Below are 18680 nucleotides of genomic sequence, written 5' to 3' on the forward strand. Positions count from 1 at the left end.
CGACCAACCAGCTCAGGATCACCGGCACCAGCACCAGCACCGGGCCCAGGGTGAACAGCAGGCCGTCGGCTCGGGCCGGAATGATGTCCTCTTTGAACAGCAGCTTCAGGCCGTCCGCGAGGGGCTGAAGGATGCCCAGGGCACCGGCGTATTCGGGGCCGATTCGCTGCTGAACGGCAGCCGAGATCTTCCGCTCGAGCCAGACGTTGACCAACACGCCAACGACTGCAGCCACCAGGACCACCAGCATCGGCAGCGGCAGCCAGAGCAGGTGGGCCATCCCCGGCGACAAGCCGAAGCCCTGCAGCACGTCCGTGAAGCTGGCCTCAAGGTCGAGCCCGGCACTCACGACAGCGGGATTGGCGATCACCATGGGTGGTCTGTTGATGGGGGCAACTTAGGCCGGCGCAGCCCTTAACGGCCTTCGATCGGCTGCCAATCGCGGCCGCTGGAGCCGGTGTAGATCTGCGTGGGCCGGTAGATGCGGTTGGCACCGAGCTGTTCTTTCCAGTGGGCCAGCCAGCCTGCGGTGCGCGCGATCGCAAAGATCGGGGTGAACAGGTCCTGGGGAATGCCCAGTTTTCGGTAGACCAAGCCGGAATAGAAGTCGACGTTCGGGTAGATCCCCTTCGGACCCAGGCGCTCGGCTGCCGCGGCTTCCAACTCGCGGGCCAGGTCGTAGAGGGGGTCGTGGCCGAACTGATCGAAGAGCTCTTCCGCCAGTTTCTGCAGGATCACCGCCCGGGGGTCCTTGACCTTGTACTCGCGGTGGCCGAAGCCCATGATCTTGCGCTTCTCGGCAATGGCCTGATCCAGCCAGGGCCTGACCTGATCGGCGGAGCCGATGGTTTCAAGCATCGCCAAGACGTCTTCATTCGCGCCGCCATGGAGGGGGCCCGCCAGGGTCCCCACAGCGGAGGCCACCACGGCGTAGGGATCGGTCAAGGTGCTGGCCGTCACCCGCGCGCTGAAGGTGCTGGCGTTCAGGCTGTGCTCGGCGTGCAGGATCAAGCAGGCATCAAAGATGCGCGCCGCCAGGGGATCCGGTTCACGCTCGGTGAGCATGTACAGGAAGTTGGCCGCATAGGGCAGGTCATCCCTGGGCTGAATCGGGTCCTGCCCTTTGCGAATCAGCTGAAACGCCGCCACCATCGTCGGGATCTTGGCGATCAGGCGCACCACCGCTGAATAGATGTATTCAGGGTTGTCGAGGGCGCGGCGGGAATAAAAGAGACCCAGGGAGGCCGCACTGCTCTGCAGGGCGTCCATCGGATGGCCGCTGGCCGGGAAGCACTTCATCATGTCCCGGATGCGGAAGCTCACCCGGCGGTGCATCTGCACCTCCTGCTCAAACGCCGCCAGCTGCTCAGCGTCGGGGAGCTCACCCCAGATCAGCAGATAGGCGGTCTCCAGGAAGGTGCTCTGCTGGGCCAGCTGATCCACCCGGTAGCCGCGGTAGGTCAGCAGCCCCTTTTGTCCATCGATGTCGCACACCGCCGACTGCGTGGCCGGCACCCCTTCCAGACCCGGGCGATACGCCGGAGTCGCTGCCGTTGGGGTTGCCTCCTCAGCCATGGAATCGGGGTTGCGTCAACCGCAACCTAAGGCCCGCCCTCGCTGCGGGACTGTCGCCGACCGAGCAGTACCCGAGGCGGCAGGACCATCTCCAGGCGGGCCGATCCGAGCAAGTCAGCGCCTGGGGCGATCGGCCACTGCAGCAGCAAGGCACCGGCTTTCTTGAGCCGGATCGCCTGGGGGGCTCGGGCCATCGGCACACCAATCAACAGCGCCGCCAAGGTGCTCAGGTCCGGCTCATGGCCCACCAAGGCCAGGCGCTTCCAACCGGGCCGCGGGGAGAGGGGGCCGAGCCAGCGCTCGAGCAGGGGCAGGGGGTCCGCCAGGGGGGCTAAGGCCGCCGCCAACTCCAGTTCTGGGGCCAGCCCTGCGCTCACGATCAATTCAGCGGTCTGGCGGGCCCGCACCAGCGGACTGCTGAGCACCAGATCACAGTCCAACTCCAACTCCAGCAGGCGCTCCAGCTGCTGAGTGGTGCGCTCACGCCCCTCCGGCGTGAGGCTGCGCTGGGCGTCATCGACGCCCTCACTGCGCTCTTCAGCGATGCCGTGGCGCACCAACAGCAACTCAAGCTTGCGGCTGGCCATGGTCAGGCGTGCAGTTGCAGCAGCCCCCGCAGCCTCAAGCTGCGTTGGTCGGGGGCATCAGGCTCCAGGCTCAAGGCCACCCCGTCCACCCTGGGGGTCAGGGAGGAGCTGGAGAGCGTGCCCACCAAGCGCCAGAGCTTCCAGCGACTGAGCAGACCCTGGGCAGCCTGGGCGTCCATCGACCACTGGAAGGGGGCCTGGGGCGCGCCCAAGAGCTCCAGCTGATCGAGGCGCTCCTGGGGTGCACGACGGCCTTCGTACTGCTGGTTGAGGATCGCCAGGCCTTGGCCCCACCAGGCGAAACCACCTTGGCTGGAGCGGGCACCTGCGAGCTGGGCCTGGAGCTGGTCGGGATTGCCCTTGACCGGCTTGGACTCGAGGCGCGTCCAGGCCTGAAGGGTTTGCCCGCGGCTCTCCAGCGGGGAGGCGCTGTATCCATCGGCCTCAAGGGCCGGCTGCAGGGTCTCGGCCGACGGACGATCCCCGCGGGTGCCCAGCAACCAGCCTTCGCTCTGATGGGCCCAAAGCAAGGGCCCCGAATCCGCCGCGGCCACCAGGGCCGGCAGGGGACCTTGATCCCGCTTGAGGGCCTGGGTCAGGGACGGGCCAAGCAGGCTGCTCCAAACATTGGCGTCCTCGGCGGCGAGGAGCTCAGCGGGATTGGTCAAGAAGGCAAGGCTGTCGGCAGCGACCTGCACCTGGCGCAACAGCTCCGTGTTGACCGGACCCAGGCTGGGGAGCGCATCGCGCAACTGGGCCAGGCCATCCACCTGAAGCCCCGACCCCTGGGGGGCCAAGGCCAGCACCAATTCCACCGCCGCCGACTCATCCCCAACGGGCAAGCCGAGCCACTGCTCCATGGCCTCGGGGCGGGCCGTCAGCAGCGCCACCCCCTCTCCAAGTCGCTGCAGGGCCTTTTGCAGGGGCGCACTGGCCGCTTGGTTCAGTTCATCGATTTGGGAGACATCGAGCGCCTGCTCGAGCACGCCCCGACCCGAGGCAATCAGCACCAAATCGTCGTTGATCAGGGCCGTCGCCAGGGGTTGCGGGTCCTGGCCCAAGAGGGCGCCGCGACCGCTGATCAGCCCCATGCCGCGGTAGCTGGTGATCTGCAGATCGGTCCCAGCCAGGCTTCGGGTCTGCCAGAAGCGCTGCAGGAAACGGCGGGCCCCTTCGTTGTCGCGGCTGCGCAGCGCCAGCACCCAACCGGGTGCCTCCCCACTTCCAGGGGGGGTCAAGAGGGCAAAGCTGCTTTCATCCCCCAGCCAGGGGGAGAGCTCCGAGGCGTAGTCCAGGCCCGCAGCGGCAAAGGCCCCGTCCCGCAGGCGATCAGCGGCCGCCGCGGCCTGACGGCGCTGACGGGGGGGAGCAACGGCCCGGGCGTAGGCAGCCGGCTCATCCGGGCCCACCAACCAGTGCAGGCTCAGGGGCGCCGTCCGCGGAACAAAGCGCGCCGCCAGCGGCATGGAGAGGGCCTGGTGTTGCAACGCAAGGGGACTGCGCTGCAGGAGCAGCCACCAACCCGCCAAGCCAAAGCTCAGCATCGCCAACGCCACCGCCAGCAGTGCCGCCAAGAAGGGGCGGGCCTTCATGCGTCGCTTACAGGATTGGCCTCATCTTTATGCATCAAGGCGATCTTTGGCACCCCCGTGACCGCCGGTAGGGTTCCGTGATGCCCAGTCCCGCAAGCATCAGCGCCACAGAACTGAAGCGTCGGCTCGACGCCGGTGAGGCGTTGCAGCTGGTGGATGTGCGCGAGGCCATGGAATTGGACCTGGCTCGACTGCAGCAACCGGTGATCCATCTCCCCCTGAGTCAATCGGAGACCTGGATTGAGCAGATCTCGAGCTTGATCAACCGGGATCAACCCGTGGTCGTGCTCTGTCACGCCGGGATCCGCAGCTGGCAATTCGCCTGTTGGCTGATGGAAGCCCAGGGCTACGAACAGGTGCTGAACCTGCAGGGCGGAATCGATGCCTGGAGCGTCTCAGCCGACCCAATGGTGCCGCGGTACTGAGGCGGCCAGGCGGTCAAACGCGGCTGTGATTGCTATCGGTTGGCTGGATGAGCCGGCCGATGTTTCCGCTGCTGCTGCCCCTACGACTGTGGCGCTACTTCGGCAATCAACGGCTGAAGGCGGTCCTGGCGATCCTCACGGTGTTGCCCGATCCGCTGCTGATGGTGGGCATCCCGGTGCTGCTGCAGCTGGTGATCGACCAGGTGATTGGCAACCCCAGCGGCGGGCCACCGGTGGCGGTGCTGGTGCTGCTGCCCTGCGCCTGGCTCCTGCTGGCGGTGGTCTGCAACGGCTTCTCGATCAAGTTGTTTGCCGCCCTCGGTAGCCAACTGGGCACGAGCTTTCGCCAGCGGCTCTTCGGCCATCTGCTGGAGCAACCGAACCCCACCGATGGCCGCGCCGAAGGGGGGGAACAGGGCTTGCTGGCGCTGCAGATTCCCACCCTGGAGAACGCGGTCGTCAGCCAGCTCCCCCTCTTCACCTGGACGGTGGCGCAGCTCTTGCTTGGGGTGCTGCTGCTGTTCACCAGCGATTGGCGGCTCGCCCTGGTCGCCGTGGTGCTCACGCCGCTGCTGCTCGTGAGCCAGGTGGCCTTCACCCCGGCCCTGGCCAGGCGGGAAGAGGCGCGGGTCGAGCAGGCCGGACGACTGCTGAGCTACGCCGGCGAACGGCTGCGCAGCCGGGAGTTGGTGGACCTGTTCGGTTTGCGCAGCACCACCCGCTCGGAATTCAACCGTCGCAACCGGGACCTGATGCGCTGGGCCCAGCGGGTCGGAGCGATGTCGGGCCTGCAACAGGCCGCCCTGACCGCTTCCGCCATGCTCACGCTGGTGAGCGTCTTTGCCCTGGGCACCTGGTTGGTGCTGCAAAGGCAACTCACGGTGGGCCAGCTGGTCTCCGCCCTGGGGATCGCCACGGCCATGGTCAGCGGCATGTGGCAGCTGGGCGCCTCCCTGCTGCCACTCCAGGCCGCCACGACGGCCCTGAACCTGCTGGAGCAGCAGCTGCCCGCCGCCAAGCGCTCCGAGCAACGGCCGGCGCTGGCCCGAGGGATTGAACCCAGCCCCCCGGCCTTGCGGCAGGAGCTGAGGATCGAGCAGGTGCAGTTCCGCTACCCGGGTGGTGGCGGCCTGGACGGACTCAACCTGACGATCCCCGCCAACAGCTCCCTTGCCCTGGTGGGCCCCAGCGGCGGCGGGAAAAGCACCGTGCTTCGACTGCTGCTGCGGCAAATCGAGCCCCAGCGCGGTGGCCTGCGGGTCGATGGCGTGCCCCTGAGCACCACCGACCGGGGCGCCTGGCTTGAGCAGGTGGCATTGGTCCCCCAGGAGACCGTCCTGTTCGATCTCTCGATCGCGGACAACATCCGCCTGGGCCGGCTCGATGCGTCCGATCAGGAGGTCCTCGATGCAGCCCTAGCCGCCGAGCTCGGGGAACTGATTCAGTCCCTCCCCAACGGCCTCCAGACCCCGGTCGGCTCCGGTGGCGGGCGCCTCTCCGGTGGCCAGAAACAACGGATCGCCATTGCCCGGGCGATCGTGCGCAACCCCCAGCTGCTGCTGCTGGATGAAGCCACCAGCGCCCTCGATCCCAGCACCGAAGAAGCGATCAACACCACCCTGCGCCGCTTGAGCGAGGGCCGCACGGTGGTCTCCGTGCTGCACAGGCTGCGGGCCGCTGCGGCCATGGATCAGATCGCCGTGATCGATCAAGGCCAGGTGGTGGAGCTCGGCCACCACAACGATCTGTTGGCGGCTGGCGGGCTCTATGCCTCCTTCTGGCACCGGCAGATGAGCGGCTTCAACCTGGAGCTGGGGCAACGGGTCCGGATCACGCCCGAGCGCCTGGCCACCATCCCCTTGTTCCACGGCGTCGATCCCAAGCTGCTGCGTTGGCTGGCCTCGGAATTCGTCAGCGATCGGATCCGCCATGGCGAGGAGGTCTTCCGCGAAGGGGACGCCCCGGACGCCTTCTATGTGGTGGTGGCCGGCACCTTGGAGGTGCTGCAGAACGATCTCTGGGGCGGGACTCCGATCAAACAGGGGCTGGTGGAGGAGGGGGACTTCTTCGGCGACGCAGGCCTGATCGAGGACCACCCCCGGGCCGTCACCGTGCGGGCGCGGGGAGACGGACTGCTGCTGCGGCTCGACCGGGATCGCTTCCTGGATTTGCTCGATCAGGACCCGGACTACCGCCGCTTTTTCCTGCATTCAGCCCGCGCCAGCGTTTAGGCCCCGTAGCATCCGCAAAGCGGCATCAGTGCACCGTTTTGCAGCCCCTGCCCCGACGGCAACAGCAGGTGCTTCAGGCGACGGTGCAGCACTACGTCGACACCACGGAGCCCGTGGGCAGCCAAACCCTGGTGCGGCGCTTCGACCTCCAGGCCAGCCCCGCCACGGTGCGCTCCGCCATGGGAGCCCTGGAGCAGCGGGGCCTGCTCACCCAACCGCACACCTCCGCCGGCCGCGTTCCGAGCCAACTGGGGTATCGCCACTACGTGGACTGCCTCCTGCCCGCCCCCGGTGCCGCCGCCAATCAACTCAACCGTGAGCTCACGGGGTTGAGCCTGCAATGGGCCGCCTTGGATGACCTGCTGCTGCAGCTCGCCCGCCGCCTGGCCGACCTCACGGGCCTGATGAGCCTGATCACCCGGCCCCAGGAGATGGGGGGACGCCTCGAGACGGTCCGGCTGGTCCCCAGCAACGACCGGTTGCTGGTGCTGCTCGTGGAAAAGGGGGCCGCCGCCAGTTGTCTCAACCTGCGGATGCCCGAGGAACTGGGTGCCCAGGTGCCAGCCCTGGAGCGCTGGGCCAGCGATCAACTCCAGGGGGGTACTGGTCGCCTGAACTGGAAGGCACTCCCCAGCCAACTGGGAAGCAGCGGCGAATTGCTGCGGCAGGGCCTCAGCAGCCACAACCTGGCCCGGGGCAACAGCAGCGAAGGCGCCGTCAGCCTCGGGGTGGCGGGACTGCTTGGCCAACCGGAATTCCAACGCAGCTCCAGCCTGAAACCGCTGCTGCAACTTGTGGAGCTGGAGCCCCAACAGGTTCTGCGCAGCGAGGCCGCCAGCGGCAGGGGCGGGGTCTGGATTGGCTCAGAGCACCCCCATCCCGCCCTGCAGGACTGCGCCGTGGTGCAAGCCAGCTACGGCAACGACGGCCACGTCGCCCTGATCGGCCCCATGCGCATGGCCTACTCCACCGCTCGTTCAGCGGTGGAGAGCGTCGCGGGTTACCTCGATCGGCTGCTCAGCTGAGGGCGCTGCCCAGGCGGTCGGCAACCGTGTTGACGTCCTTGTCGCCGCGGCCGGAGAGGTTGAGCACCACCTCGGTCCCTGGGGCCAGGGTGGGGCAGAGCTTGTCGAGCCAGGCAAAGGCGTGGGCGGTCTCCAAGGCCGGGATGATGCCCTCCAGCTGGCAGAGCAGCTGCAGGGCATCGAGGGCCTCAGCGTCTGTGACGGCGCCGTACTCGGCCCGGCCGATGGTCTTGAGATAGCTGTGCTCAGGGCCCACACCGGGGTAATCCAGGCCGGCACTGATGGAGTGCGCCTCCTGCACCTGCCCCTCCTCGTCCTGGAGCAGCAGGCTCATCGCCCCGTGCAACACGCCTACGCGACCCTCGGTAATGGTGGCGGCATGGCGACCGGTGGGAACGCCATCGCCGGCCGCTTCCACGCCGATCAAGCGAACGTCGGTGTCCTGGACAAAGGGGTGGAACAGACCCATGGCATTGGAGCCCCCACCAACACAGGCCACCAGGACATCGGGGTTGCGGCCAAAGGCCTCATGGCACTGGCGCTTGGTCTCCTCGCCGATCACGGCATGGAAATCGCGCACCAGCATCGGGAAGGGATGGGGGCCGGCGACGGAACCCAGGATGTAGTGGGTGGTCTCGACGTTGGTGACCCAATCGCGGATCGCCTCACTGGTGGCGTCCTTCAAGGTGGCGGTGCCAGCGGTGACGGGCTGAACCGTTGCCCCCAGCAGACGCATCCGGAAGACGTTCAGGGCCTGACGGCGCATGTCCTCGGCGCCCATGTAGACGACGCACTCGAGGCCAAAGCGCGCACAGACCGTGGCGGTGGCCACACCGTGCTGGCCCGCACCGGTTTCGGCAATGATCCGCTTTTTGCCCATCCGCAGGGCCAGGAGTGCCTGGCCCAGGGCGTTGTTGATCTTGTGGGCGCCGGTGTGATTGAGGTCTTCGCGCTTCAACCAGATGCGCGGGCCGCCCTCGGCGCGGCGGTAGTGCTCGCTCAGCCGTTCCGCTTCGTAGAGGGGGTTCGGCCGGCCGACGTAGTTGCGCAGCAGGTGATTGAGCCGCTCCGTGAACGCGGGATCCTTCCAGGCTTCTGCAGCGGCCCGCTCCAGTTCCGCCAGGGCGGGGATCAGGGTCTCGGGAACGTACTGACCGCCAAATTGGCCGTAGCGACCCAGGCTGTTGGGCCGTGACTCCAGCGCCAATGCCGACGTCATCGAAGGAACGGTGCTGGTCACCAGGTGCGCGCGGAGTCAGTCAAGGTTAGGAACTGGCGGGGGCGGCAGGACTGGCCAGCCGGCGGGCTGATCGATGCGGATGCGCTGACCCCCTGCAGTGCAGGGATCACTGCCGCTCACGGAGGTGGACAAGGCAGCGCCACTTGGACCAGGACGGCAGACCTCCTGGGCGGGTTGCCCCTGGAGACCCAGGCGCCAGACCTCCACCTGAACGGCCGGCAAATCCATCGCGGACCTCCGTTGCGCTGAACTGGAACCAAGACACATCCAAAGCGATGCCGAAGGGAGGCTGGCAAGAATTCACACGGCCTGAAAGCCTGCAACGGGCCAGCAGTGCCCCTGCGGAATCGACGGCCAAGGCCCAACAGCGCGTGCGGGTGCAGCGCACCAAGGCCGGCAAGGGCGGAAAGATGGTGACGGCCATCACTGGCATCGAAGCCGCCGAAAGCGATCTCAAGGCCCTGCTGAAACAGCTCAAGGCCGCCGCCGGAACGGGCGGGACGGTGAAGGATGGAGTGATCGAACTGCAGGGAGACCAGGTGAGCGCCGCCCTGGCGGCCCTAGAGAAAGCGGGCTACCGGCCCAAGCAAGCGGGCGGCTGAGCCGGAGCGGTCGGCGGCGACAATGGCCCGACATTGCTCCAAGGCCCGCCATGACCGCATCTCCCACCTACGGAGAGCTCACCAACAAGGGCGCCTCCACCAACATCGCCTGGCACCACGCATCGGTGGATCGCGCCGCCCGGGCTGAGCAGCGCGGCCATCGCAGCGCCATCCTCTGGTTCACCGGCCTGAGTGGTTCCGGCAAGAGCACCCTCGCCAACGCGGTCAACCAGGCGCTGTTTGAGCGCGGCCTGGCCTGCTACGTGCTGGACGGCGACAACATCCGCCACGGGCTCTGCAAGGACCTGGGCTTCTCCGATGCCGATCGCGAGGAGAACATTCGCCGGATTGGCGAGGTCAGCAAGCTGTTCCTGGACGCCGGCGTGGTGGTGCTGACGGCCTTTGTCTCCCCCTTCAAGGCCGACCGCGACCGCGCCCGCTCCCTGGTGGAGAACGGCGACTTTGTCGAGATCCACTGCGCCGCGGATCTGAGCGTTTGCGAAGAGCGCGACACCAAGGGGCTCTACGCCAAAGCCCGCGCGGGTGAAATCAAGGAATTCACCGGCATCTCCAGCCCCTACGAGGCCCCTGAAAAGCCCGAACTGCGGGTGGACACCGGTAGCCAGAGCCTCGAGGCCTGCGTGGAGCTGGTGATCAACCACCTGCGGGAAGCGGGCGTCATTCCCCAGTGATCACGTCGGGGGCAGGCTGCTGCCCCCAGGCATCCAAAAAGGTTTTCAAGCAGCTGGCGACCGGAACCGCCAGCAACAGGCCCAGCAGGTCGCCGAAGCCCATCAAGCTGCCCACGCGGGCGCCAACGGGCAGGGAGACCAGGAGCCAAGCGGGCTGCAGACCAACGATGCTGCCCATCAAGCGGGGCTGGATCACCTGATCCACCACCTGACCGACGCTGATGGCCGCCACCAGCACCTCGATGCCGGTGCGGGGGTCATCCAAGGCCAGCAGCACACTCACCAAGACAATCGTCAGGGCGCTGGCATAGGGCACCAGGGTGGTGAAGCCGATCGCCACCGCGAACAGCACCCCATAGGGAATCCCCAGCAGGGTGAACACCACGATCTGCAGGGCGCTGAGGATCAAGGCCAGCAGCACCTGCCCGGCGAAGTAGCCCCGGAAGGTGCGGTTCAAGGTGCCGGTGACCAACGCCCGCGTTCCCTCGGGAAGCCAGCGGGCCAAGCCCGCCACGATCGGGTCGCCGCCCAGCAACAGGAACAGGGCCAGGACCGCCACGATCACCACGTTGACCGTCAGGCCGACGGTGGCCCCCAGGATCCCGAGGGCCCGTTGGCTGAGCTGGCTGGCCAGCTGACTGGCCCGGGCGAACAGGGTGCTGCTGAGGTCCGTGAATTCCGTCGGCAATCCCCGATCGGCAGCCCAGACCTCCAGGCGATCCAGCACGCCCTCCGCCTCCACCAACCAAGAGGGCAGGGAATTGATCAGCTCACCCAGCTGCTCAATCAGGCGGGGCACCAACCAGAGGGCAGCCAAGACCAACAGGGTCAGGGACAGGCCGACCACCAGCAACACCGCCAAGCCGCGGGGGAGGCCACGGCGAGCCAACCAACGGGTGGGGAGATCCAGCAGGAACGCAATCAGCGCAGCCCCGACGAACAGGGCGGGGAAGGGGGCCAGCGGCAGAAGCAGTTGCCGCAGAACCCACAGGTTCAAGGCCAACAGCGGCAGCGCCAGGCTCAGGCGCAACCAGGGCGGCAGAACCAGACGTTCAAGCATGGGTCACCCCAACAACACCGCCCCAACCGATCACATCTGTGCCAAGTAAGCGGCACTGCCCAGCTCCAGCAAGCGGGCGTCCTTGGCCACCACCTGATCGTGGAGGGACTGGCGGTACTCCGCCAGGCGAGCGGAGAGGGCCCCATCGGCCGTCGCCAAAATTTGCGCGGCGAGCAGGCCAGCGTTCGCCCCGTTGCCGATCGCCACGGTGGCCACGGGAATACCAGCGGGCATCTGCACGATCGAATGCAGGGAATCCACCCCGGAGAGGGCCCGGGTCTGGACCGGAACGCCAATCACCGGCAAGACCGTCAGGGACGCCACCATCCCGGGCAGGTGAGCCGCCCCGCCAGCCCCGGCGATGATCACCTTGAAACCGCGGCCGGCGGCGGCTTGGGCGAACTCCACCATCTCCATGGGCGTGCGGTGCGCCGAGAGCACGCGGACCTCCACGGGCACCCCGAGGCGGTTGAGCATCTCCACGGCGGGCTGCATGGTGGGCAGATCAGAGTCGCTCCCCATCACCACGGCCACCAGCGCAGCGTCAGACATCGGCACGTTTCAGCGTTCGCAGCGAGGATGACATGGTTCCGTTCTCGCATCGAATGCGCTGGCTGAGCCACGTTCGCCTGCCTGGAGAGCCGGGGCTCTGGCGCATTGGCCTCGCCCAGGAGCAGATCGCCGCCATCCAGCCGCTGCCCCAGGGAAGCGCCGCCGCCGGTGAGAACTGGTCTGGCGACTGGCTCAGTCCCGCCGGCATCGATCTGCAAATCAACGGTGGCCTCGGACTGGCCTTCCCCGAATTGCAACCCAGCGATCTGCCCAAATTGCTGGAGCTGCTCGAGCTGCTCTGGCGCGATGGGGTGGAGGCCATCAGTCCCACGCTGGTCACCTGCGGGGTCGCCCCCCTGCGCCAAGCCCTGGGGGTGCTGAGGGACGCGCGCGCAGAGCACCAACGCGGCCGCTGCCGGCTGCTGGGGGCACACCTGGAGGGCCCCTTTCTCGCCCATGGCAAACGCGGTGCCCACCCGGCCGAGCACCTGGCAACCCCCAGCCTGGAGGCCCTCGAGGCCCGCATCGGCGGCTTCGAAGAGGACATCGCCCTGGTGACCCTGGCTCCGGAATTACCGGGTGCCGATGCCGTGATCGCCGCCCTGCGCAGCCGAGGGATTGTGGTCAGCCTCGGGCACAGCGAGGCCACGGCGGAGCAGGCCTCCCATGCCTTCGAGCAGGGGGTGGGGATGCTCACCCACAGCTTCAATGCAATGGCAGGACTGCAACACCGCAGTCCTGGACCGATTGGCGCCGCCGTCCGACGCGGGGACGTGGCCCTGGGCTTAATCGCCGATGGCGTCCATGTGGATCCGACCATGGCGGTCCTGCTGCAGCGGCTGGCACCCGAGCAGGTCGTGCTGGTGAGCGATGCCCTCGCTCCCTATGGCCTGGCCGACGGGCTGCATCGCTGGGATGAGCGCACCCTGATCGTCGAACAGGGGAGCTGCCGGCTCGAAGACGGCACCTTGGCCGGGGTCACCCTGCCCCTGCTCGAGGCGGTCAGGCGCCTGGCCCGTTGGAGTGGCGATGCCGATCGCGCCATCGCCGCGGCCACCGTCCTGCCCCGGCGCCTGCTGGGTGCGCCAACCCGCGTGCGGGAGCAACTGCAGGGCCTGCCCCTCGGCGAAACCCTGCGCTGGAGCGGGACCAGTGCTGAGCTGCGCTGGAGCCGGGCCGCCTGAATAGGATCCGCCCCACCTCCCCCCTGCGCCGAATGCCCGCCGATCAGCTCCTCAACGACAAGGCCGCCGAGAAGCAGGCCGAGAAGCAAGAGGTGAAGGGCTACTTCGAAACCACCGGTTTCGATCGCTGGAACCGCATCTACAGCGAGTCCAGTGACGTCAACAAGGTGCAGCGGAACATCCGCATCGGCCACCAGAAGACCGTCGACAACGTGCTGGCCTGGCTCCAGGAGCAGGGGAACCTGGGCGGCCGCAGCTTCTGTGATGCCGGCTGTGGCGTCGGCAGCCTGACCTTGCCGCTGGCGCAGCTGGGCGCCGGCTCGATTGCCGCCTCCGACCTCTCGGGGGCCATGGTCCAGGAAGCCGAGCGCCGGGCCAATGAAGCCGGCATCGCCCCAGGGCGCGTCAGCTACCTGGCCTCCGACCTGGAGAGCCTGAGCGGCAGCTACGACACCGTGGTCTGCCTGGATGTCTTCATCCACTACCCCCAGGAACCCGCCGAGGACATGGTGCGCCACCTCGCCTCCATGGCTGAGAAGCACCTGATCGTCAGCTTTGCCCCCTACACACCGGTGTTGGCGGTGCTCAAGAAGATCGGTCAGCTCTTCCCTGGACCCAGCAAAACCACCCGCGCCTACACCCTGCGCGAGAAGGGAATTGTCCAGGCCGCTGAAGCGGCGGGCTTCGTGCTCAAGCGCCGCAGCCTGAACAAAGCCCCCTTCTACTTCTCACGGCTGCTGGCCTTCGAGAAGGCCTGAGGGCAGGGGCGCCTCCAGCGCCAAACCCCTCGGCTCCAAACGCAGGCGATGGGCATGGAGCTGGTAGCCACCGGCTCCGGGCAGCACCTCAGGGCGCGCCGCGCCGCCCGGCAGATACAGGGGATCCCCCAGCAGTGGGGAGCCCAAGGCGGCGGTGTGAATCCGGATCTGGTGGGGCCGGCCCGTCGCAATCTCCACCTCCACCAAACAGCCCTCCGGCCGGCGCTCGAGCAGGGTCAAGGCACTACGGGACTCCAGGGCTGAGGGATCGCCCGGGAGGGCCGCGCACCACAACTGCCCCAGCAGCGCATGGGGCCGCCGGCCAATGGGAACCGTGATCGCTCGGCTCTCGCCGCAGCGCCAGTCGGCCGCCAAGGGCTCGGTCAGGGCGCGGTAGACCTTCAGGCAGCCCCGGCTGACGGCTGATGCTGCGGTGCTCTCCCGCAGCTGGGCACTGAGCTGCGCCCGGGTCTCCCGCTGCCGCGCGCAGACCAGCAGGCCCGAAGTGAATCGCCCCAGGCGATGCACGGGCCGGGCCTCGGGCGCCCAGGCCTGGAGCTGCGTCAGCAGGGTGTGTTCGAGAAACCCGCCGGCGGGCAACACCGGCAGGCCACTGGGTTTGTTCAGCACCAGCAGATCACCGTCATCGAAGACGACCGCGCGCTGACTCAGCACCGGCACGGCGGCCTCCTCCCAGGGGGGCCGATGCCAGATCAGCTGATCCCCGGCTGCCAACGCTGCATCGGCCCGGAGCTGCTGGCCGTTGCACCAGATCTCACCGGCGGCCAGGCGCTCCCTCCACACCGACGGATCGGAATGGCCATAGCGCTCGGCGTAGTAGCCAACCGTGCTCTGGGCGGCCGCCTGGACCCGGTCCCGGTAGCGGTGACCGCGGTTGAGGGCCGCCGGCAGCCAGGCGCTACTCAACCAGGCCGTTTTCGAGGGCGTAGCGCACCAGCTCCGTGCGGCTGGCGGTGCCGGTCTTGGTGAACAGCCGGCTGACGTACTTCTCGACGTTGCGGATCGAGGTCTCCAGGCGCCGGGCGATCTCCTTGTTCATCATTCCCTCCGCCACCAGCTGCAACACCGAGGCCTCCCGGGGGGTGAACTCGTGCTTGACCGCCGCGGTGGGCTGCTTGCTGCCACCGGTGGCCAGCAGGGAGCGGATCTCGGTGATCTGCTTGGCCATCTGGCCGATGTCGGCATCGGCGAAGCGGGCGGCCTCGGTCAACAGGCGCTCCTGGCGCTTGACCACGTTGTGCACCCGGGCCACCAGCTCGTCGGGGTCAAACGGCTTGGGGATGTAGTCGTCGCAGCCGGCCTGGAAGCCCTCGATGCGATCGGCCGTCATGCCCTTGGCCGTCAAGAAAATGACGGGGGTGCCGCCCAGGCGCTCGTCCTCCCGCAGCTTGCGCAGCAGGCCGTAGCCATCCAGGCGGGGCATCATCACGTCGCTGATCACCACGTCGGGCAGCAGCTCCTGGGCCTTAGCCCAACCGTCCTCTCCATCGACGGCCGTCGTGACGACAAAGCCCTCGTCTTCGAGGTAGGCCTGCACGGCCGTGCGCAACCCCGGTTCGTCATCCACCAACAGCAAACGGGCTGGTGCCGCTGGCGTGACGTCTTGTTGGGTATCAGGTTCGAGGCTCATCGCCGCAATCTATCGAGGGTTTCCAGGCAGGACCTGCTGCTGCTCGATCAGCTGGCCGGAGTAGCCCAACTGCTTGGCCAGGGCCGTGAGGGTGGCGGGATCCTTGCCGGCCTGCTCGGGGAAACAGGCGGCCCACCAGATCTTGTGATCCAAGCGGTTGGCCTCGGTGACCTGGCCGCCGGGGTTGAGCTCCTTGATCAAGAGTTCGTTGCGGCGCTTGGTCAGGCGCATCGGCGCACTGGCACTGCAGCGCAGGTTGTCCACGGCCAGCTCCACCCCAGTCGGGGATTCCACCCAGACGACGATGGTTCGCGCCGTGGGGTCATTGGGATCGGGCTTCACGCCGTGCACCCCAATCAGGTGCACCCCCTCGATCGTTCCCCATTCCCGCAGCACCACCAGATCGGCCGGGCGCTGCTCCGAGGGCTTGAAGAAAACGCCATCGCGCACCTCCTGGGCCTGGGCGCCCAGCCCTGCAGCGGCGGCGGCGCCCAGCAGCAACGACAGCAGTGCAATGCGACGGCCCATGGCGCCCGAGTTCGGCAGCATGGTTGCCAGCATGGGCGTCCATGGCCTCCGGCGTCACCTATCTCGACTATCAATCCACCACCCCCTGCGATCCGGCGGTGGTGGAAGCGATGGCGCCCTGGTGGAGCGACGCGTTCGCCAACCCCGCCAGCCGCCTGCATCGACCCGGGCTGACCGCCGCTGCGGTGGTCCAGCAGTCCAGGACCGCCATCGCCGGCGCCCTGGGTCTGACGGCTGAAGAGCTGATCTTCTGCAGCGGTGCCAGCGAAGCCAACAACCTGGCGATCAAGGGGGTGGCGGAGGCGGAGTTGCGTCGCGGCGGCACCCGCCGGCGCCTGATCTGCCTGGCGACCGAACACCGGGCCGTGCTCGATCCGATGCGCTACCTGGCGGGGCATGGCTTTGAGCTGGTCTGCCTGGCCCCCCAGGCCAATGGACTGATCGACCTGCAGCAGCTCGAGGCCGCCCTGAGCCCGGAGACACTGCTCGTCAGCGTCATGGCCGCCAATAACGAGATCGGCGTTCTCCAGCCGCTCGAGGCCATCGGCCAGCTCTGCCGCCAGCAGCAGGTGCTGTTCCACTGCGATGGCGCCCAGGCGGTCGGCCATCTGCCCCTGCAGCCGCGCGCGCTCGGCATCGACCTGCTCAGCTTCAGCGGTCACAAGCTCTATGGCCCCAAAGGCATCGGCGCCCTGGCCATCGCCCCTGGGGTCGATCTCGCGCCGCAACAGCACGGGGGCAGCCAAGAGCGGGGCCTGCGGGCGGGCACCCTGCCGGTGCCCTTGATCGTCGGCCTCGCCAAGGCCGTGCAGCTGGCCGAGGCGGATCGCGAGGCACGGGGCCTGCGGCTCGCCGGGCTGCGGGATGCCCTCTGGCAGCGCTGCCAGGCCCTGGGCGGCATCCAGCGCAACGGCGCCGAAGCCCCCTGCCTGCCCCACAACCTCAACATCAGCATCAAGGGCGTCGAGGGCACCGCCCTGCATCAAGCCCTGCGCCGCAGCCTGGCGGTCAGCAGCGGCTCCGCCTGCGCCGCGGGCGAACCCTCCCACGTGCTCCAAGCCCTGGGCCGCAGCCGCCTGGAGGCCGCCGCCTCGGTGCGCTTCAGCCTGGGGCGCTCGAGCAGCGGCGCCGATGTGGAGCGGGCGGGGGACGTCCTGGAGGAAACGCTCAAGACCCTTCGCCGGGCCTAGCGCTTCAAAAGCTCAACATTGGTAGGCAGGCGCTGTCGCGGTCGCTACTTTCCGGCCAAACACCTGCTTTTTCGATGGGATTGCCCACCCCAGGCACCAACAAGCTCTCGATCCTGCGAGCGATTGAGGATGGCTGGCAGGCCTTCTGCCGCGCCCCCTGGCCCTTCGTGCTGTTCCAGGTGCTGGTGCTGGTGATCATGGCCCCCTTCATCGGCCTGATCACCAGCGGCCTGCTGCACCTGGCCCTGGGCGCTCCGGCCCTGCTTCATCCCGTCGCCACCAAGATCGGCCTGGTGGTCGGAATCATCGGCTACATCATCGTGGCCCTCTGGGCCGCCGTGGGGCTGACCCGCGGTGCCTGGACCAGCCTCGAAGGCCAGAAACCCAGCTTCAGCAGCTTCACCCGCTGGGATAGCGATGCCAGCGGCCGCCTCTTCGGCTCCAGCCTGCTGCTGGTGATCGTGCTGACCGTCGTGGGCGCCGTCGCCTGGGGCATCGGCTTCGGCCTCGGCAAGGTCAACACCGTGCTGTTCTGGATCCCCGTGATCGCCTTCGCGATCTTCAAGATCTGGCTGGTGGTGACTCAGCAGTTCCTGGTGCCGATGTCCCTCTATGGCACCAAGCGTCCTGTGGAGACCCTGCAGGCCGGCATCGACGGGGTCAACCCCAGCTGGTGGACCGTGCTGTGGTTCGTGATCGTCGAGAGCGTCGTCGCTGGCGTCGCCTACCTGTTCAACGCCGGTGGCCTGCTGGTACTCGCTCCGGTGCTGATCTGCGTGAGCACCGCGGCCTACCGCCAGCTGTTCGGCAGCCAGGACCACACCGGGATCATGAGCAACAACTGATCAGCTCAGATCGCGCCGCCTAGCGACGCGCCATTTCGCGGAACGGCTGCGAGGGTTGGAGCTCTGCTCCTCCTCTCCAGCCGTTTCTGGTTTTCGGGTCACCCGTTGCAGCCGCTCATCACTGCTGAAGGCGGTTTTGACGCGGCGATCCTCAAGGGAGTGGAAACTGATCACCCCCATCAGGCCGCCGGGCTCTAACCAGTCGGGGGCTTGCTGGAGCAGGCGATCCAGGACCCCCAGTTCATCGTTGACGGCGATGCGCAGGGCCTGGAAGGTGCGGGTCGCGGGATGGATCCGTCCGCGGCGCGCCTTGGGGGCGTAGCAACCCGCCACCAGGTAGGCCAGGGCATCGGTGCCGGCGAAGGGCCCCTGTTCAGCGAGGTGCTGCTTGATCTTGCGGGCGATGCGGCGGGAGAGCCGCTCCTCTCCGTAGGCGTAGATCAAATCCGCCAGCTCCGTCTCCTCCAGGCGCTCGATCAGCTCCGCCGCGGTCTCACCGGCCTGCGGGTTCATGCGCATGTCCAGGGGACCGTCCTGGCGAAAGCTGAAGCCCCGCTCCGCCACATCCAACTGGGGACTACTGACCCCCAGATCCGCCATCACCGCCAGAGCTGGCTCCTGGGGCTGGTAGTCCGCAAAGTTGGTCGCCACGATGCTGACCCGGTCCCCAAAGGGCTCCAGGCGCTCCGCCGCGGCCTGGCGGGCCGTGGGGTCCTGGTCCAAGCCCACGAGTCTCAGGCCTGGGTGCGCCTCGAGCAACAGGGCGCTGTGGCCGCCCCCACCGAGGGTGCAATCGATCAGCAGGCCACCGCCCCGCTCCTGCAAAAGGGGTTCCAGCGCAGTGAAACTGGCCAAGACCTGCGCCGCCAGCACAGGCACGTGATCAAAGGCCTGTGCCAGCGGAGGTGTAAGCAACGGGCCCTTCCTTCCTAAGATCCCGCCA

Annotated in this window: 20 protein-coding genes; 9 read left to right on the plus strand and 11 right to left on the minus strand. The window is 67.8% G+C overall.

Annotated elements, in window-relative coordinates:
* The 4 genes from QZ189_RS05050 to QZ189_RS05065 form a co-directional block, all read right to left on the minus strand.
* A partial coding sequence (locus QZ189_RS05050; protein WP_296421160.1) for an NADH-quinone oxidoreductase subunit H occupies positions 1 to 349 on the minus strand: 349 nt, incomplete at its 3' end.
* 65 nt (positions 350 to 414) lie between these two features.
* On the minus strand, positions 415 to 1575 hold the full coding sequence (locus QZ189_RS05055; RefSeq protein WP_247476872.1) for a citrate synthase: 1161 nt from the start codon (positions 1573 to 1575) through the stop codon (positions 415 to 417).
* Between the two features lie 26 nt (positions 1576 to 1601).
* Complete coding sequence (sixA, locus tag QZ189_RS05060; protein ID WP_296416199.1) at positions 1602 to 2162, minus strand: phosphohistidine phosphatase SixA; 561 nt, start codon at positions 2160 to 2162, stop codon at positions 1602 to 1604.
* A gap of 2 nt (positions 2163 to 2164) precedes the next feature.
* Positions 2165 to 3754, minus strand: a complete 1590-nt coding sequence (locus tag QZ189_RS05065; protein ID WP_296416198.1) for a DUF3352 domain-containing protein — start codon at positions 3752 to 3754, stop codon at positions 2165 to 2167.
* A gap of 80 nt (positions 3755 to 3834) precedes the next feature.
* Here QZ189_RS05065 and QZ189_RS05070 point away from each other — a divergent pair, with 80 nt between their 5' ends.
* Genes QZ189_RS05070 through QZ189_RS05080 form a run of 3 tightly spaced genes read left to right on the plus strand, consistent with a single transcriptional unit; the run spans position 3835 to position 7435 of the window.
* On the plus strand, positions 3835 to 4179 hold the full coding sequence (locus QZ189_RS05070; RefSeq protein WP_296421137.1) for a rhodanese-like domain-containing protein: 345 nt from the start codon (positions 3835 to 3837) through the stop codon (positions 4177 to 4179).
* A gap of 59 nt (positions 4180 to 4238) precedes the next feature.
* The gene (locus QZ189_RS05075) at positions 4239 to 6410 is read left to right on the plus strand and encodes an ABC transporter transmembrane domain-containing protein (protein WP_296418406.1); all 2172 of its coding nucleotides are present in this window, start codon (positions 4239 to 4241) and stop codon (positions 6408 to 6410) included.
* 38 nt (positions 6411 to 6448) lie between these two features.
* Positions 6449 to 7435, plus strand: coding sequence for an HrcA family transcriptional regulator (locus tag QZ189_RS05080; RefSeq protein ID WP_296421138.1), 987 nt, complete (start codon positions 6449 to 6451; stop codon positions 7433 to 7435).
* Here the strand turns inward: QZ189_RS05080 and trpB are convergent.
* Positions 7428 to 8675: a tryptophan synthase subunit beta gene (gene trpB / locus QZ189_RS05085; protein WP_296416194.1), complete on the minus strand. Its 1248-nt coding sequence runs from the start codon at positions 8673 to 8675 to the stop codon at positions 7428 to 7430. The two genes, QZ189_RS05080 and trpB, sit on opposite strands and share 8 nt — an antisense overlap.
* Before the next feature lie 275 nt (positions 8676 to 8950).
* Between trpB and QZ189_RS05090 the strand changes: the two genes are divergently transcribed.
* Positions 8951 to 9277 (plus strand): translation initiation factor, encoded by a 327-nt coding sequence (locus tag QZ189_RS05090; protein WP_296416193.1) that lies wholly within the window; start codon positions 8951 to 8953, stop codon positions 9275 to 9277.
* Positions 9278 to 9327: 50 nt separating this feature from the next.
* On the plus strand, positions 9328 to 9969 hold the full coding sequence (gene cysC / locus QZ189_RS05095; RefSeq protein WP_247476865.1) for an adenylyl-sulfate kinase: 642 nt from the start codon (positions 9328 to 9330) through the stop codon (positions 9967 to 9969).
* Here cysC and QZ189_RS05100 read toward each other — a convergent pair.
* The gene (locus tag QZ189_RS05100) at positions 9956 to 11029 is read right to left on the minus strand and encodes an AI-2E family transporter (RefSeq protein ID WP_247476864.1); all 1074 of its coding nucleotides are present in this window, start codon (positions 11027 to 11029) and stop codon (positions 9956 to 9958) included. The genes cysC and QZ189_RS05100 overlap by 14 nt on opposite strands.
* A 30-nt stretch (positions 11030 to 11059) precedes the next feature.
* On the minus strand, positions 11060 to 11581 hold the full coding sequence (purE, locus tag QZ189_RS05105) for a 5-(carboxyamino)imidazole ribonucleotide mutase (RefSeq protein WP_010313389.1): 522 nt from the start codon (positions 11579 to 11581) through the stop codon (positions 11060 to 11062).
* Between the two features lie 32 nt (positions 11582 to 11613).
* Here purE and QZ189_RS05110 point away from each other — a divergent pair, with 32 nt between their 5' ends.
* Together QZ189_RS05110 and bchM are read left to right on the plus strand one after the other, a co-directional pair.
* Positions 11614 to 12765: an N-acetylglucosamine-6-phosphate deacetylase gene (locus tag QZ189_RS05110; RefSeq protein ID WP_296416192.1), complete on the plus strand. Its 1152-nt coding sequence runs from the start codon at positions 11614 to 11616 to the stop codon at positions 12763 to 12765.
* Between the two features lie 32 nt (positions 12766 to 12797).
* A complete protein-coding gene (gene bchM / locus QZ189_RS05115) occupies positions 12798 to 13523 on the plus strand; it encodes a magnesium protoporphyrin IX methyltransferase (protein ID WP_247476860.1) in 726 nt (241 codons plus the stop codon).
* On the opposite strand, the gene QZ189_RS05120 is transcribed toward bchM, so the two are convergent.
* Genes QZ189_RS05120 through QZ189_RS05130 form a run of 3 tightly spaced genes read right to left on the minus strand, consistent with a single transcriptional unit; the run spans position 13494 to position 15723 of the window.
* On the minus strand, positions 13494 to 14450 hold the full coding sequence (locus tag QZ189_RS05120; protein ID WP_296421139.1) for an RluA family pseudouridine synthase: 957 nt from the start codon (positions 14448 to 14450) through the stop codon (positions 13494 to 13496). The genes bchM and QZ189_RS05120 overlap by 30 nt on opposite strands.
* Positions 14443 to 15174 carry a response regulator transcription factor gene (locus tag QZ189_RS05125; RefSeq protein ID WP_247476856.1) on the minus strand — a complete coding sequence of 244 codons (732 nt, stop codon included), beginning with the start codon at positions 15172 to 15174 and terminating at the stop codon, positions 14443 to 14445. The genes QZ189_RS05120 and QZ189_RS05125 overlap by 8 nt, the downstream gene beginning before the upstream one ends.
* 9 nt (positions 15175 to 15183) lie before the next feature.
* On the minus strand, positions 15184 to 15723 hold the full coding sequence (locus tag QZ189_RS05130; protein ID WP_296416190.1) for a hypothetical protein: 540 nt from the start codon (positions 15721 to 15723) through the stop codon (positions 15184 to 15186).
* Positions 15724 to 15743: 20 nt separating this feature from the next.
* Between QZ189_RS05130 and QZ189_RS05135 the strand changes: the two genes are divergently transcribed.
* The gene (locus QZ189_RS05135; RefSeq protein ID WP_296416189.1) at positions 15744 to 16892 is read left to right on the plus strand and encodes a cysteine desulfurase family protein; all 1149 of its coding nucleotides are present in this window, start codon (positions 15744 to 15746) and stop codon (positions 16890 to 16892) included.
* Between the two features lie 74 nt (positions 16893 to 16966).
* The gene (locus QZ189_RS05140; RefSeq protein ID WP_296421140.1) at positions 16967 to 17737 is read left to right on the plus strand and encodes a hypothetical protein; all 771 of its coding nucleotides are present in this window, start codon (positions 16967 to 16969) and stop codon (positions 17735 to 17737) included.
* On the opposite strand, the gene rsmH is transcribed toward QZ189_RS05140, so the two are convergent.
* Positions 17738 to 18652, minus strand: a complete 915-nt coding sequence (gene rsmH, locus QZ189_RS05145) for a 16S rRNA (cytosine(1402)-N(4))-methyltransferase RsmH (RefSeq protein ID WP_363155389.1) — start codon at positions 18650 to 18652, stop codon at positions 17738 to 17740.
* Between the last annotated feature and the right edge of the window lie 28 nt (positions 18653 to 18680).

It is taken from the genome of Vulcanococcus sp. CPBay_Sum15L08_68 (assembly GCF_017855895.1).
Classification (GTDB): Bacteria; Cyanobacteriota; Cyanobacteriia; order PCC-6307; family Cyanobiaceae; genus Vulcanococcus.